This is a genomic window from Marinobacter caseinilyticus (assembly GCF_011074955.1).
Lineage (GTDB): Bacteria > Pseudomonadota > Gammaproteobacteria > Pseudomonadales > Oleiphilaceae > Marinobacter > Marinobacter caseinilyticus.
The window spans coordinates 68,695-82,365 of the sequence record NZ_WUQJ01000012.1; the positions used below are offsets into that span (position 1 = coordinate 68,695).

Sequence of the window (13,671 nt, forward strand, 5' to 3'; positions counted from 1 at the left end):
GTCGGCTCCGGAAGCTCAGGCGGATTTGATCGCCAGCATTGAGACAAAATTAAAGCACTGATACCAAACGATGATCTGATCGAAACCAGCATGACGGAGGCGGTCACGGTGTGTTTCCAGCGTTTCTGGAATCAACACCTGCTCCAGCGCTGAACGTTTTTGGCTAATTTCCAGGTCGGAATAGCCGTTCGCTCGTTTGAATTCGTGGTGCAAATGGGTTTGGGTCAACTGCTCGTACTCGGACTCAAAGCGTATCTTCTCAGACAGAATGAGCGCACCACCGGGGCGCGTGCCGGATGCGATCTTTTGCAGCAGGTTACTGCGCTGTTCGAGTGGCACAAACTGCAGAGTGAAATTCAGCGTCGTCACCGAGGCATTGTTCAAAGGCGTATCGAGAATGTCTTCACAGCGCAATAAGACCGGCAGCGGGTGGTCATCCAGGGCAATGTGGTGTTCGCATCGTTCAAGCATGGCGGTCGAATTATCGACGCCAATGAGTTCGCAATCGTCGTGTCGGATGCCGTGTCGCATGGCAAGCGTTGAGGCGCCCAAAGAACAGCCCAAATCGTAACAGCGACTGCCAGGCTGAACGTATTGTTCGGTGATCACCTCAATCATCGGGATTATCGTGGTGTAACCCGGCACGGAACGTCGGATCATGTCTGGGAATACTCGCGCCACCGCGGCGTCAAATCGGAAATCCGACGTTGACTGGGCCTCGGAAAACAGCCGGTCCCGTTGGTCTGCCGTTGGCTTCTTGGTGCTCATGACCGTTCCCTCAGGACGCCGGCTTGACAGGCGCGCTGCCTGCGGAGTGGCAACGCACACCCCGATTTTTGTAATCCACCAGCAGACCACGGAACTGCGGGTCGACGTCGGCGGCAATGGTGAGATAGCCCTGATCGCACATGGCATGCAATTCCGAGGGTTTGGACGACATGCGGAAGTCTTCGCCGGGGTTGACGTGTACCGCCGTAAAGTCGCCGATCGGTCCGTCGGTTTGATCGCCAGGGTGAGAAATTCGGCCACTGACCTGGAGTGCAAGCACCGTGGCGATAATAGTCGCAACGGCGGTAATGAATAAACTGCGGATTGTGAAGCGGGCCTCTGGCTGGCTCATACTATGGACTCCTGGAGCAAATATGGTGCGATCCCGGCCAGTTTACATCTGGCCGGGAATTGAAATGGGTGGTGCCTGCAGAGCCGCCAGTTGTTCTCGCAGGGCCAGGATCTGGTCGGACCAAAAGCGCCCTTGGATAAACCAGGGGAAAAACCTTGGAAACGCGGGATCGTCCCAGCGTTTGGCGAGCCAGGCGGCGTGGGCAATTTGCCGGTAACATCTTAGCGGCTCAATCAGATGCCGTTCGCGACGATTGAACTCGCGGAACATTTCATACCCTTCCAGCAGTTCACCAAACTGAACCCCTTGCTCGGCGTCATCACCGTTGAGCAGCAACCATAGATCCTGAATGGCAGGACCCGTTCGGCAGTCATCCAGGTCGACAAACAGCATCTGGTCGTCCCGGACCAGAATGTTACCTGCGTGGCAGTCACCGTGCAGCCGGATGTTGGCAACCTCGCCGGCATCTTCGATACGACGCTGACAGTGTTCTATCAAGTTGGGGATCAGGCTATCCCAGGCCGGTCGAAGATCATCGGGTACCCAGTCGTTCTCAGTCAGGTATAGGCTGGCGTCGGTGATTCCGGACAAAAGCGACAGCGTGGGGCGGGACTGAAAGTTTTTACTGCCTCCCACGTTGTGTAACTGCCCCAGCCATTGTCCGAGCCGGTACAGTGTGTCCGGCACGCTGGTATCGGGCGCCTGGCCACCGCGCTGATCAAACACGGCAAACCGAAAACCGTTATGCTCGCCCAGCGTATCACCGGAGGGCATGGTCAACGGAGCCACCACCGGCACGTCCGCCGCCAGTAGCTCTGCTGAGAAGGTGTGTTCTTCTCTGATTTGAGCTTCCGTCCAGCGATCCGGTCGGTAAAACTTGGCAATGATGGGTGAACGATCGTCGATCCCGATCTGATATACCCGATTTTCGTAGCTGTTGAGTGCGAACAGCCGGCCATTGATGACAAATCCGGCCGCTTCGATGGCGTCCAGAATATTGTCAGGCTTCAGGTCATCGTAAGGATGAGGGTTAACGGTCATAAATTCCTGTTGATGGCGCTGTCGGCATTGCGGTCGCATCGCACTTGGGTGGTGCCGGATAGCTATCAGCTCCCCAAGCCTGGGCGACCTTTACGCATTGCTGTCAGCACACATGGTGTTTGACCCTGAGCGTTCCCATTTATCCTGCGCCTATGCTATCAGGCGGTCTTGGGTACTGCGGGACTCTCAACGTCGAAAGTTTATTTGGGCGCCAGTATAACGGTTTTTAGACGGCTTTCGGAGTTTGGTACAGCACTTTTTCAATGCCGCTCAAAAGTGCTTGGTCTTATGCGGCGAGTTTTGGTAATACTGGCTCCAGGGCTAGTGGGAGAGCTTGAATGGCGGAAGTTGAGCAATTGGTAACCGACACCATCGTTATCGGTGCGGGTGTGATCGGGCTGGCCGTGGCTCGCCTGCTGGCCATGCGAGGTCAGGAGGTGATTGTGCTGGAGGCTGGCACCCGATTTGGTGAAGGCATTTCCTCTCGCAACAGCGAAGTTATTCACGCTGGTATTTACTACCCTGAAGGATCGCTCAAAGCACGCTTGTGCGTGGCGGGGCGGCAGGCACTTTACCGCTATTGTGAAACTCATAAAGTGGCCTGTGCAAACACGGGCAAGTGGATCATTGCCAGTCACCCGGAGCAGCAGTCCAGGCTGGCGGCAATCCAACATCAGGCCCACGCCAACGGCGTCCAGTTGTCGTGGGGGTCGGCTGAGGCCATCGCAAAGGCATTGCCTGAGGTGCATTGCGAGAGCGCCCTGTACTCGCCCCTCACCGGCATTGTGGACAGCCATGGCCTGATGCTGTCATTGCTGGGGGAGCTTGAGAGCCATGGGGGGCAGTTGGTATGCCAGGCACCCGTTGTGCGTGTTCAAAGTAACGGCGGCTCCCATCGGGTGGCGGTCGGCGGCGCCAGTCCGTGCGAGATAGATGCTCGCCGTGTGATCAATGCGGCGGGCTTGAATGCCGTGCCCATCGCCAAAAGCTGGCTTGGTTATCCGTCCGAATGTTGTCCCGATCTATACTACGCCCGCGGTTGTTATTTCAGCTACAGCGGCCGGCATCCGTTTTCCACGCTGGTATACCCTGTGCCGGAGGAAGGCGGGCTCGGCGTTCACTTGACGTTGGACCTGGCGGGACAGGCTCGATTTGGTCCCGATGTTGAGTGGATCGATCATCCCGACTTTACAGTGGATCCGGGACGGCGCGAGTCCTTCGCCAAAGCCATTTCAAGCTGGTGGCCATCACTCGATCCTGCTCGGTTGCAGCCTTCGTACGCCGGCGTCAGACCGAAACTTCAGGGTGCGGGGGAAGGTTTCCGGGACTTTGAAATCCAGGACGAATCGGTACACAGCGTGGGTGGCCTTATCCAGCTCTTCGGTATCGAGTCGCCCGGCCTGACTGCGAGTCTGGCCATTGCCGACACGGTCGCTGACCGCTTGGGGTAGAGTGCAGCCCACGGTGTATCAGCGGCTGCAAAGGAAGGAGCCCAGACCAGTGCACAAGCCCGCGGATGGCAGAGCTGCCAAGGATCATGCTTAGCCAGGCGTCCTGGCCAACACCCACAGTTCGATACGTTGCGCGCCGGCTTTACGCAGGGCGACGGCCAGTGCCCGTGCCGTAGCGCCGGTTGTCATGACGTCATCCACAATGGCGACTCGCGCCGGGGCGGGTTGGGCAATGGTAAACGCGCCTCGAAGATTTGCCAGTCGCTGCCGGCGATTGAGCCCGGATTGCGCCACGCCCGGCTTCCAACGCTGCATCAGGGTGACGGACCAGGGCACGTCGATGACGCGGCTTAGCTGTTCGGCAATATCCTCGGCTTGATTGAATCCCCGCGCTCGCTGTTTCTGTGCGTGCATGGGGCTGGGGACCAATAGCTCCGGTCGCCAATCCGGATGCTCACCCAGATGTTGTAACACCTGCTGTCCCAAAAGGTTGACCAGGGGGTAGCCCATGCTGCGTTGCTGCCGGTATTTGAACCGGCTGGTGAGCCGGTCTACGGGGAACTCGTAACGTAGTGGCGCAATAACGTGGTCAAACGGTGGCGGTTGCTTGATGCATTCGCCGCACAAGGCCATGGCAGCGCTTTGAAAGGCAAGGGGTAGTGCGCACTGGCGGCAATGGCGCCGGTTGTAGGGAAGGGTTCGCGTACAGTCTTGGCACAAACCCTGGCCTGCAATAGAGGTAAGGCAGGCGACACATTGACCTGAGAGTGAACAGCCGCTGTTAACCTTTTGGATGATTTGGGTTGACAGCAGTTTCAAGCGCTTTATCATTTGTTCATTCCCTGAACACAGTGAGACGGAGCCGCTGAAGAACCATCAGACAAGCCACCACAAAGGTCGCCCAGCCTTCTCAAGGCTGTGACCGAGGTATGTCAGTGATTCTTCAGAGAGGGTCTCAGTACAAATGCCAAAACTAACAGGATGCCCCGATGACTGCCACTGCCGTTCGCCACGACTGGACACTGGACGAAGTTCGCGCTTTATTTTTACAGCCATTTAACGATCTGATCTTTAAGGCTCAGTCGGTCCATCGGGAAAACTTTGACCCCAACGAAGTACAGGTCAGTACGTTGCTGTCGATCAAGACCGGTGCTTGCCCGGAGGATTGTAAATACTGCCCGCAAAGCGGTCATTACAACACCGGTCTGGAAAAAGAAAAGCTGCTTGAGATTGAAAAAGTACTGGCCGAGGCCAAGGCCGCCCGAGAAAAAGGTGCATCACGCTTTTGCATGGGTGCCGCCTGGCGTAGTCCGTCCAAAAAGGACATGCCGTACGTTGTAGATATGGTCAAGCAGGTGAAGTCCATGGGGTTGGAAACCTGTATGACACTGGGCATGCTGGAAGAGCATCAGGCCCGGGAATTGGCCGATGCCGGTCTGGATTACTACAATCACAATCTTGACACCTCTGAAAAATACTACAGCCATATCATCACTACCCGGACATACCAGGACCGTCTCAACACGCTGGAAAATGTGCGCAAAGCCGGTATGAAGGTGTGTTGTGGTGGGATTATGGGTATGGGGGAAGACCTGGACGACCGGGCAGGATTGTTGATGCAACTGGCCAACCTGCCCCACCATCCGGAAAGTGTGCCGGTCAACATGCTGGTGAAAGTCGCTGGTACACCGATGGAAAATGTTGAAGATCTGGACCCGTTTGATTTCATCCGGACCCTGGCGGTGGCGCGCATCCTGATGCCCGCCTCCCATGTAAGGTTGTCGGCCGGTCGTGAGGACATGAATGAGCAAATGCAGTCATTGTGTTTCCTTGCCGGTGCCAATTCGATCTTCTACGGTGAAAAACTGCTGACCACTGCCAACCCGGAAGCGGACAAAGACCGAGAGTTGTTCCGGCGCCTGGGCATTCGGCCCGAGCAGCGTGAAACCGCCCACACGGAAGACGAGCGTGAAGCCGCAATTGCGCAGGCCGTTGAAGACGAACAGACGCGGCACATGTTTTACGACGCCACCCGTCAGTCAGCCTGAGTCCGAACGTATGCGTGATTTTGCCCAGGAAATTGAAGACCGCAAAGCGGCGGGGTTGTACCGGACGCGCAGGCATGTGAGCGGGCCTCAGCAGCCCCAATTGATTGCCGACGGGGAGCCCATGCTGGGCTTTTGCAGCAACGACTACCTGGGATTGGCGAACCATCCGTCCTTGATTGCAGCGGCGGAACACGGGCTTTCACGCAACGGCTTGGGCGGCGCATCGTCACACCTGATTTGCGGTCACCACGAAGCCCACCACCAGTTGGAACAAAAACTGGCTCGTTTCACTGGCCGCTCAGGCGCATTATTTTTCTCAACCGGTTACATGGCCAATATGGGCGTGATTTCGGCCCTCGCAGGCAAAGGCGATACGGTCTTTTCCGACGCGCTTAATCACGCCTCCATTATTGATGGGTGCAAGCTCAGTCGGGCAACCATAAAAACATACCCCCATGCCGATACCGACGCACTGGAACAGCTGCTGGCGGGCACCGACGGCCATAAACTGGTGGTGACGGACGGGGTGTTCAGCATGGACGGCGATATTGCGCCATTGCGGGAGCTGGCCCAGCTGTGCCATCGACACGATGCATTGCTTGTCGTGGATGACGCTCACGGGTTTGGCTGTCTGGGTCCCCAGGGTCGGGGGTCTGTGCTCGCTCAGGGGTTGACGGAAGCCGAAGTTCCCGTGGTTATTGGCACCTTCGGTAAGGCGTTTGGTACCAGCGGGGCCTTTGTGGCGGGTCCGGCGTTATTGATGGATTACCTGGTGCAGAAGGCTCGCACCTATATCTACACAACGGCCATGCCGCCCGCCCTGGCGTTGGCGAGCTGTGCCAGTATTGATCTGGTTGAGCGGGATGACGCTCGCAGGGCTCACCTGGCCCACCTGGTAACTAAGTTTCGGACCGCCATGACGGCGCTGAATTATCAGTTGATGCCCTCGGAAACACCAATACAGCCAGTGATGGTTGGTGATGCCCGGGCGGCACTGAAATTGAGCGCGGATCTGGAAAAACAGGGCCTTTTGGTGACAGCCATTCGTCCACCAACGGTACCGCAGGGCGCATCCCGGTTGCGAGTTACTTTGAGCGCAACCCATACCGATGCGGATCTTGATCGTCTCATTGCCGGTTTCGCCGCAAGCGCCCCACAGACAACTCATCCCACCAGGCCCGCTGTGGCCACAGCAACCATCCGCTAGCTGAACAATCCAAAGGTGCACCTTGGCCAGAAAAACCTTTTTTGTCACGGGAACGGATACCGGTGTTGGTAAGACCCTGGTATCAGCGACCATTCTGCAGGCGGCTGGCGAGGCCGGGCTTCGCACCCTTGCCATGAAGCCGATTGCCTCCGGGTGCGAGCAGACCCCGGACGGTTTGCGGAACGAAGACGCCGTAATGCTGCAAGCGGCTATGTCGGAAACCCTGCCTTACGATCAAGTCAATCCGATCGCCATGGAGCCCGCTATTGCGCCCCATGTGGCCGCAAGTCAGGCGGGTCGTCAATTAAGTGCCCAACGCTTGGTGGGCTTCTGCCGCGGCATGCAAATCAAACCAGCAGATCTGCTCATTATCGAGGGCGCTGGTGGTTGGCGGGTGCCTCTGAACGACAGGGAAACCTACGCATCGGTCCCGAAGGCCTTAAACTGTCCGGTAATACTGGTGGTCGCATTGCGGCTCGGTTGTATTAATCACGCGTTATTGAGCGCCGAGGCGATTCGGGCCGACGGTCTGACTCTGGCGGGCTGGGTGGCCAATCGGCCTGACCCGATTGCCATGGCGTCTGAGGCGGAGAGCCTGGAGTACCTTGTGCACCACATGGGGTCGCCCTGTCTCGGCGTTTTGCCCTGGCAATCCAGCCCACTGCCGGCATCGCTTACCTCGCACCTCAATTTAGCTCCCCTGATTGAAAAGTGAACAGCGCTGTGGCTTAATAACGTGTCGTAAGGCTGTTAAGTGGTCGCCGCTATGATTAGCAACACGCTCGGTATTGGTGTGCAAGGTATTCAGGACGGACTCCGGGGTATGGAGGTAGCCGCCCGTCAGATAGCCCGTGGTGGTGTTGATGGACCACAAGGTACCGCGACGGGCTCAGGGGGCATTCTTGAACCCATCATTGATCTGAAGCTCTACGAGCGCAGTGTTGAAGCGTCTGCTCAGGTTGTCAAAACCGCGGACGAAACTCTCGGAACCTTGCTGGATATCATGGCCTGAGCCAGGTTTCGTTATTCGTGAATATTTCCAGTTCCCTACCTAATGCCCCATTGTTGGCGGTTACTGCCAACCAAGGCTCGGAACGTGTCGCCCAAGACAGACCCGGTACGTGGTCTTCGAATCCCGGCGAAGTTGTTGAACCCCGTAAGGCATCCAGTTCCGACACCCGTGCGAGCAAGCGCGAGGGTCAGTCCGGCGCGACCACGAGTCTGGACGATGCCGAATTGGAGGAGCTTCGCAGCCTGAAGGCGAGGAACCGTGAGGTCAGGGCTCATGAGATGGCCCATCAGTCCGCCGGTGGGTTGTATGCCGGCGCGGCCAGTTACACGTTTCAGCGTGGCCCTGATGGGGCTCAGTACGCCGTTGGTGGCGAGGTGCCCATAGACACTGCTGTGATCGCGGGCGACCCCCGAGCCACGGTTCAAAAGATGCAAGCGGTCCGGGCGGCGGCACTGGCGCCGGCTCAGCCTTCCGGCCAGGACCGTGCCGTTGCGGCGCAAGCGATGCAATTGATGCTGCAGGCACAAGCGGAGCTTGCTCTGGCAGGCTCTGTTGGCGATGAGAATGCGGGTGATCGAGCGAGGCAGGGCCCGGTTGGGCCTGATGACACTCAAAGCGCTGGTTTCGTGAGCAGCGAAAGGGCTGCAAAAACCTACCAGGAGGTGGCTCGTAGCGGACGCATTCAGGAGTCTCAGCGCCCATTCTCGGAGTTTCCGGCAACAGCCTGATTGTTATAATAAATCTTCAAATTTTTCCGCTGTTTTTTTACATCTGGTTGCGTAAGGCAACACAAATTTTGTACCTGCTGCTTGACAATTCTGCTCTTACAAACGTATGTTTCAAACACCTGTTTAACTGATGCTGGCAACGATGGTTGCTGTGTATAAGCAAAAACCAAGGCAACGTGTAGCCGCAGTCGCTGCATTCGTGACCGAAAATCTGAGGTGGAATCCATGCCGGAATATAAAGCGCCCCTGCGTGACATCAAGTTTGTAATGAGCGAGCTGCTGGACAGCGAGCAACACTATGCCAATTTGGATGGCGCCGAAGATGCAACTCCGGATATGATCGATGCCATTTTCCAGGAAGGTGCGAAGTTCTGTGAACAGGTGCTTTCGCCGCTAAACCAGGTGGGTGATCAGGAAGGCTGTACCTGGAGCGAAGACGGAGTGAAAACGCCGACGGGATTCCGCGAAGCCTATAAGCAGTATGTTGAGGGTGGCTGGCCCTCCATGACGGCCACGCCGGAAAGCGGCGGTCAGGGCTTGCCTGAGTCAATCGGTATTGTTATCAGTGAAATGGTGGGTACCGCCAACTGGTCCTGGGGTATGTACCCGGGCCTGAGTCACGGTGCGATCAACACCGTTGAACTGCACGGTACCGAACAGCAAAAAGACACGTACCTGACCAAAATGATCAGTGGTGAGTGGACCGGCACCATGTGCCTGACAGAAGCGCACTGTGGATCGGATCTGGGGACCCTGCGGTCTAAAGCAGAGCCGAACGCGGACGGCTCTTACAGCATTTCCGGCACCAAAATCTTTATCTCGGCCGGCGACCACGACATGGCGGACAACATTGTCCACGTGGTGTTGGCTCGCTTGCCTGGTGCACCGGAAGGAACCAAAGGCATCTCACTGTTTATCGTGCCAAAGTTTTTGCCGAACGAGGACGGCTCCGTTGGTGAGAAAAACGCTGTAACCTGTGGCTCCATTGAACACAAAATGGGCATCCACGGGAACGCCACCTGTGTGATGAATTTTGATGCCGCCAAAGGGTGGTTGATTGGACCTGAAAATCGCGGTCTGAACTGCATGTTTACGTTTATGAACGTCGCTCGTCTGGGAACAGCGATTCAAGGCCTGGGTGCCGCCGAGCTGTCATTCCAGGGCTCGTTGGCTTATGCCAAGGATCGCCTTGCCATGCGCTCGCTGACCGGACCGAAAAACCCGGATGGCCCAGCTGACCCAATCATTGTGCATCCGGATGTCCGGCGCATGCTGCTGACCCAGAAAGCGGTTGCTGAAGGTGCACGCGCGTTGATTTATTACACCGCTCAGCAGGGCGACATTGTGCACAAGGGTAAAACCGAAGACGTGCGCAAAGAAGCTGACGAGTTGATGGGCTTTTTAACGCCGATCGCGAAGGCATTCCTGACTGAAATCGGTTATGAGGCGTCCAACCTCGGTATGCAGGTATTCGGCGGCCACGGTTTCATCTCCGAGTGGGGCATGGAGCAAGTGGTGCGGGATGCCCGCATCGGTATGATCTACGAAGGCACCACGGGTATCCAGGCATTGGATCTGTTGGGTCGTAAGGTTCTGATGACCCAGGGCGAGTCTCTGAAACGCTTCACCAAGCAGGTGCACGTGTTCTGTAAGGACAATGCCGAAAACGAGCAAATGAAAGAGTTTATTGAACCGCTGCAGGCGATCAATAAAGAATGGGGCGAGCTGACCATGAAGTTGGGCATGAGCTCCATGAAGAATCGAGATGAAGTGGGTGCAGCATCCGTCGACTACCTGATGTACTCAGGTTACGCTGTGTTCGCATACCTGTGGGCCCGCATGGCGCAGGTTGCGCTCAACAAAATGGCCGACGGTACTTCAGAAGAGGCGTTCTACAACGCCAAAGTGCAAACGGCGCGCTTCTACTTCAAGCGCATGCTGCCACGGGCACGTGGCCACGCCGAGATGATGGTGGCGGGCGCTGATTCGCTGATGGATCTGCCGGAAGACGCCTTCGCCTTCTGAGGAGGGCACCGGTGACGTTAAGGTAGACAAGGGCCCGCGCTCCGAAGGAGGCGGGCTTTTTTGTTGTGACCCGTGCTAAGCCCCCTGGTATTTAAGGTAGAATGGGGTACGCAAAAAATAAATGCGATGGCAGTGCGACTGCTGTCTCGACCAACTCTGGAGAGTATTCAATGGCTGATTATCAGGCGCCTTTGCGTGACATGCGTTTCGTGCTTAACGAGGTATTTGATGTCCCTTCGCTTTGGGCATCTTTACCCAAGCTGGCGGAGCACGTTGACCCCGAGACCGCTGATGCCATCCTTGAAGAGGCCGGAAAAATCACGGGCGGTGTTTTGGCGCCGTTGAACCGGGAAGGGGATGAGCAGGGCAGCAAATGGCATGATGGCGAAGTCACCACGCCAGAAGGCTTCCGGGAAGCTTACCAGACCATCGTCGAGGGTGGTTGGAACGGCCTTGGCGGTAACCCCGAGTTCGGCGGCATGGGCATGCCCAAGACTCTGGTCGCACAATTTGAGGAAATGCTCCAGGCGTCCAATATGGCCTTTGGCCTTGCGCCCATGCTGACGGCCGGTGCCTGTCTGGCGCTGGACGCCCATGGCAGTGAAGAATTGAAAGCGCAGTACCTGCCCAATATGTATTCGGGTGTGTGGTCGGGAGCCATGGATCTGACCGAGCCTCATGCAGGTACGGATCTGGGCATTATCAGAACAAAAGCGGAGCCCAATGACGACGGTTCCTACAATGTGACTGGCACCAAGATTTTTATTACTTGGGGTGAGCACGACATGGCTGAGAACATCATTCACCTGGTGCTGGCCAAGTTGCCAGATGCGCCGAAAGGCCCCAAGGGCATATCACTGTTCCTGGTGCCAAAGTTTCTGATCAATGAAGATGGGACACTCAGTGACCGCAACTCCCTCAGTTGTGGTTCGGTTGAAAAGAAAATGGGCATAAAGGCATCCGCAACCTGCGTGATGAACTTTGACAGCGCCAGGGGCTGGCTTGTTGGTGAGCCCAACAAGGGTCTGGCCGCCATGTTCACCATGATGAACTATGAGCGGCTGGGTGTGGGTATTCAAGGTATTGGTGCGGCCGAAGCATCCCTCCAGAATGCCCGAGAATACGCGCTGGATCGTATCCAGGGCCGTGCGCCAACTGGCGCGCAGCAGCAGGACAAGGCCGCCGACCCGCTCATAGTCCACCCGGACGTACGCCGGATGCTGCTGACGATGAAAGGTTATGTCGAGGGGGGGCGTGCCTTCTCAACGTATGTGGCGCAATGGCTGGATGTTGCCAAGTACGCCGAGGACGATGCCCGCCGAGAGCATGCGGAGGGGATGGTCGCCTTGCTGACACCGGTTGCGAAGGCATTTTTGACCGATCGCGGGCTGGATGCGTGCATCATCGGGCAGCAGGTGTTTGGCGGCCATGGCTATGTTCGGGAGTGGGGCCAGGAGCAACTGGTCCGGGATGCCCGCATCACCCAGATATACGAGGGTACCAACGGTATCCAGGCGTTGGATCTGATGGGCCGTAAGGTCGTCGGAAGCCAGGGTAAGCTGTATGAGCTGTTTGCCCAGGACGTTGTGGCGTTTATCGAGGAAAACAGCACTGACCCAGTACTCAGGCCCTATCTCGAAGCGCTGGCGGCGTCGCTGGAGCGGTTGTCGGACGTTACGGAACATGTACTGGAACAGGCCCAGGTCACTCCCAATGCCGTTGGTGCCGCCTCGGTGGATTACCTCGACATGTTCGGTCTGACGGCGTTGGCCTACATGTGGGCCAAGATGGCGAAGGCCGCAGCTCCGAAAGCGGAAGGTGATACCTCCGGCTTCTACAGTGGCAAACTGAAATCGGCGCGCTTTTATTTTGACCGCCTGTTACCTAAAACTGTCGCGCTGGCAGAGGGTATTCGCAGTGGCAGTGATTCGATGATGGCGCTGTCGGCCAACGAGTTCTGAATCCGACAGAGGCATAACTGCCAGCCAACAAAAAAAGCCGGAGAACCTTGGTTCCCGGCTTTTTTATTGGCTCATCGCGACGGGCGTGAAAGCGCAGGCCAAGCATGCTGTCACCGAAGACGATTGCTTGCATGTAGCCGACGATTCAGCTTTTGGAGCAGGCCCCCGGTCTGCCAGAGCAACCCTCAGTCTGAATCAGAAGCGCCGGCACACAACCTTCGACCACAGAAGTTGGCGTTCCCGCTGGACGTACCGGTGGTTTCAGGTAAAGCGCATAAACGTTTTTTTAGCTGTGGTCCAGGGCGATCAGAGTGTCGCCATCCTGGAAGGTTCCAGAATGAACGGATTCTCATTGCCCTGAATGTCAACGATCCGCTGATGTCGCACCCGTTCCTGATCATCGGGAGGGTCCTGCTCATTCCATTGGCGGAATGTGGAGCTGACGCCAAGCCATGGCAGCTGGTAGGCGTTGACCATGTAGCCGATGATCCTCGCAACGTCGCCCTTAATATTGTCCGGCGGCTCGATAAACTGTGTGCTTTCCCGAATACCGCATTCATTGGCGGTGACGCTGGGGTCAAGAGCGGAATATTTTGCGTTTCTTCGTCGCATTTCTATTCGGCTCTGAACCGGCACAATATTGTGCAGATCACGCGCAATACGTCGATAAGTCTTGTTGCTTTCGCATTGACTGGATGTACCACACTGCAAGGCATTGCGAACATGAATCAACGGATAGACATAACCATCGGTCAACAGGAAGCCCTTCGATGTAAAAGGCGTGTTGCAGAAAAAGGATGAACCGCCCTCGGCATAGAGTTGGTTCCAAAAACGGTCCCTGACGTTGGCTTCGGCATCGCTGAACGGGTTTTGGCCGAGACTCAGGCTTGGCAACAGAGATAGGGCCATTAACAGGCACTGCAAGGTCTTGTTCATAAGCAAGTTATAACCAGTGTTGTACTGACCTGCTATGACCAATCAGGTTATGCATCCGTTGCCGCAGGTAATGTCCTGATGTGACAAATGTTAGCGAGTGCCTATAAAACTATGAAACAGTGTTCAAGCCTTTAGTATGGCA

13 protein-coding genes are annotated in these 13,671 nt (G+C 56.6%); 8 read left to right on the top strand and 5 right to left on the bottom strand.

All coding sequences use genetic code 11. From position 1 onward, the window contains the following. Window positions 1-15 precede the first annotated feature (15 nt). The 3 genes from cmoA to GRX64_RS04945 are packed head-to-tail and all read right to left on the bottom strand — an operon-like array spanning window position 16 to window position 2,161. On the bottom strand, window positions 16-768 hold the full coding sequence (gene cmoA / locus GRX64_RS04935; protein WP_166264245.1) for a carboxy-S-adenosyl-L-methionine synthase CmoA: 753 nt from the start codon (window positions 766-768) through the stop codon (window positions 16-18). 10 nt (window positions 769-778) lie between these two features. Beyond that, a complete protein-coding gene (locus GRX64_RS04940; protein ID WP_166264247.1) occupies window positions 779-1,120 on the bottom strand; it encodes a PA3694 family proteiin in 342 nt (113 codons plus the stop codon). 42 nt (window positions 1,121-1,162) lie between these two features. Then, complete coding sequence (locus GRX64_RS04945; RefSeq protein ID WP_166264249.1) at window positions 1,163-2,161, bottom strand: serine/threonine protein kinase; 999 nt, start codon at window positions 2,159-2,161, stop codon at window positions 1,163-1,165. 338 nt (window positions 2,162-2,499) lie between these two features. Between GRX64_RS04945 and GRX64_RS04950 the strand changes: the two genes are divergently transcribed. Continuing rightward, window positions 2,500-3,612 (top strand): NAD(P)/FAD-dependent oxidoreductase, encoded by a 1,113-nt coding sequence (locus tag GRX64_RS04950; RefSeq protein ID WP_166264251.1) that lies wholly within the window; start codon window positions 2,500-2,502, stop codon window positions 3,610-3,612. A gap of 90 nt (window positions 3,613-3,702) precedes the next feature. Here GRX64_RS04950 and GRX64_RS04955 read toward each other — a convergent pair whose 3' ends face one another. After that, window positions 3,703-4,245, bottom strand: coding sequence for a ComF family protein (locus GRX64_RS04955; RefSeq protein ID WP_235937518.1), 543 nt, complete (start codon window positions 4,243-4,245; stop codon window positions 3,703-3,705). Between the two features lie 356 nt (window positions 4,246-4,601). On the opposite strand from GRX64_RS04955, the gene bioB reads away from it, so the two are divergent. From bioB to GRX64_RS04990, 7 genes are all read left to right on the top strand, one after another. After that, the gene (bioB, locus tag GRX64_RS04960; protein ID WP_166264255.1) at window positions 4,602-5,660 is read left to right on the top strand and encodes a biotin synthase BioB; all 1,059 of its coding nucleotides are present in this window, start codon (window positions 4,602-4,604) and stop codon (window positions 5,658-5,660) included. Between the two features lie 10 nt (window positions 5,661-5,670). Further along, window positions 5,671-6,867, top strand: coding sequence for an 8-amino-7-oxononanoate synthase (gene bioF / locus GRX64_RS04965; RefSeq protein ID WP_166264257.1), 1,197 nt, complete (start codon window positions 5,671-5,673; stop codon window positions 6,865-6,867). Between the two features lie 22 nt (window positions 6,868-6,889). Further along, the gene (gene bioD / locus GRX64_RS04970; protein WP_166264259.1) at window positions 6,890-7,582 is read left to right on the top strand and encodes a dethiobiotin synthase; all 693 of its coding nucleotides are present in this window, start codon (window positions 6,890-6,892) and stop codon (window positions 7,580-7,582) included. A 51-nt stretch (window positions 7,583-7,633) separates the two neighbouring features. After that, window positions 7,634-7,879 carry a flagellar biosynthesis protein FlgE gene (locus tag GRX64_RS04975; protein WP_166264261.1) on the top strand — a complete coding sequence of 82 codons (246 nt, stop codon included), beginning with the start codon at window positions 7,634-7,636 and terminating at the stop codon, window positions 7,877-7,879. A 17-nt stretch (window positions 7,880-7,896) separates the two neighbouring features. Beyond that, entirely contained in the window at window positions 7,897-8,607 is a 711-nt protein-coding gene (locus tag GRX64_RS04980; RefSeq protein ID WP_166264263.1) for a putative metalloprotease CJM1_0395 family protein, read from the top strand. Window positions 8,608-8,832: 225 nt separating this feature from the next. Further along, window positions 8,833-10,632, top strand: a complete 1,800-nt coding sequence (locus GRX64_RS04985) for an acyl-CoA dehydrogenase C-terminal domain-containing protein (RefSeq protein ID WP_166264265.1) — start codon at window positions 8,833-8,835, stop codon at window positions 10,630-10,632. Between the two features lie 170 nt (window positions 10,633-10,802). Continuing rightward, a complete protein-coding gene (locus tag GRX64_RS04990) occupies window positions 10,803-12,593 on the top strand; it encodes an acyl-CoA dehydrogenase C-terminal domain-containing protein (RefSeq protein WP_166264267.1) in 1,791 nt (596 codons plus the stop codon). Between the two features lie 306 nt (window positions 12,594-12,899). Here the strand turns inward: GRX64_RS04990 and GRX64_RS04995 are convergent, their stop codons facing one another. Beyond that, a complete protein-coding gene (locus tag GRX64_RS04995; protein ID WP_166264269.1) occupies window positions 12,900-13,529 on the bottom strand; it encodes an endonuclease in 630 nt (209 codons plus the stop codon). Window positions 13,530-13,671 lie beyond the last annotated feature (142 nt).

Bases quoted from the DNA above. Each gene is read 5' to 3' on its own strand.
- GRX64_RS04990 (WP_166264267.1), top strand. From the start codon at position 10,803: ATGGCTGATTATCAGGCGCCTTTGCGTGACATGCGTTTCGTGCTTAAC.
- bioF (WP_166264257.1), top strand. From the start codon at position 5,671: ATGCGTGATTTTGCCCAGGAAATTGAAGACCGCAAAGCGGCGGGGTTG.
- cmoA (WP_166264245.1), bottom strand. From the start codon at position 768: ATGAGCACCAAGAAGCCAACGGCAGACCAACGGGACCGGCTGTTTTCC.
- GRX64_RS04950 (WP_166264251.1), top strand. From the start codon at position 2,500: ATGGCGGAAGTTGAGCAATTGGTAACCGACACCATCGTTATCGGTGCG.
- GRX64_RS04975 (WP_166264261.1), top strand. From the start codon at position 7,634: ATGATTAGCAACACGCTCGGTATTGGTGTGCAAGGTATTCAGGACGGA.
- GRX64_RS04945 (WP_166264249.1), bottom strand. From the start codon at position 2,161: ATGACCGTTAACCCTCATCCTTACGATGACCTGAAGCCTGACAATATT.
- GRX64_RS04985 (WP_166264265.1), top strand. From the start codon at position 8,833: ATGCCGGAATATAAAGCGCCCCTGCGTGACATCAAGTTTGTAATGAGC.
- GRX64_RS04940 (WP_166264247.1), bottom strand. From the start codon at position 1,120: ATGAGCCAGCCAGAGGCCCGCTTCACAATCCGCAGTTTATTCATTACC.
- bioB (WP_166264255.1), top strand. From the start codon at position 4,602: ATGACTGCCACTGCCGTTCGCCACGACTGGACACTGGACGAAGTTCGC.
- GRX64_RS04995 (WP_166264269.1), bottom strand. From the start codon at position 13,529: ATGAACAAGACCTTGCAGTGCCTGTTAATGGCCCTATCTCTGTTGCCA.
- GRX64_RS04955 (WP_235937518.1), bottom strand. From the start codon at position 4,245: ATGGCCTTGTGCGGCGAATGCATCAAGCAACCGCCACCGTTTGACCAC.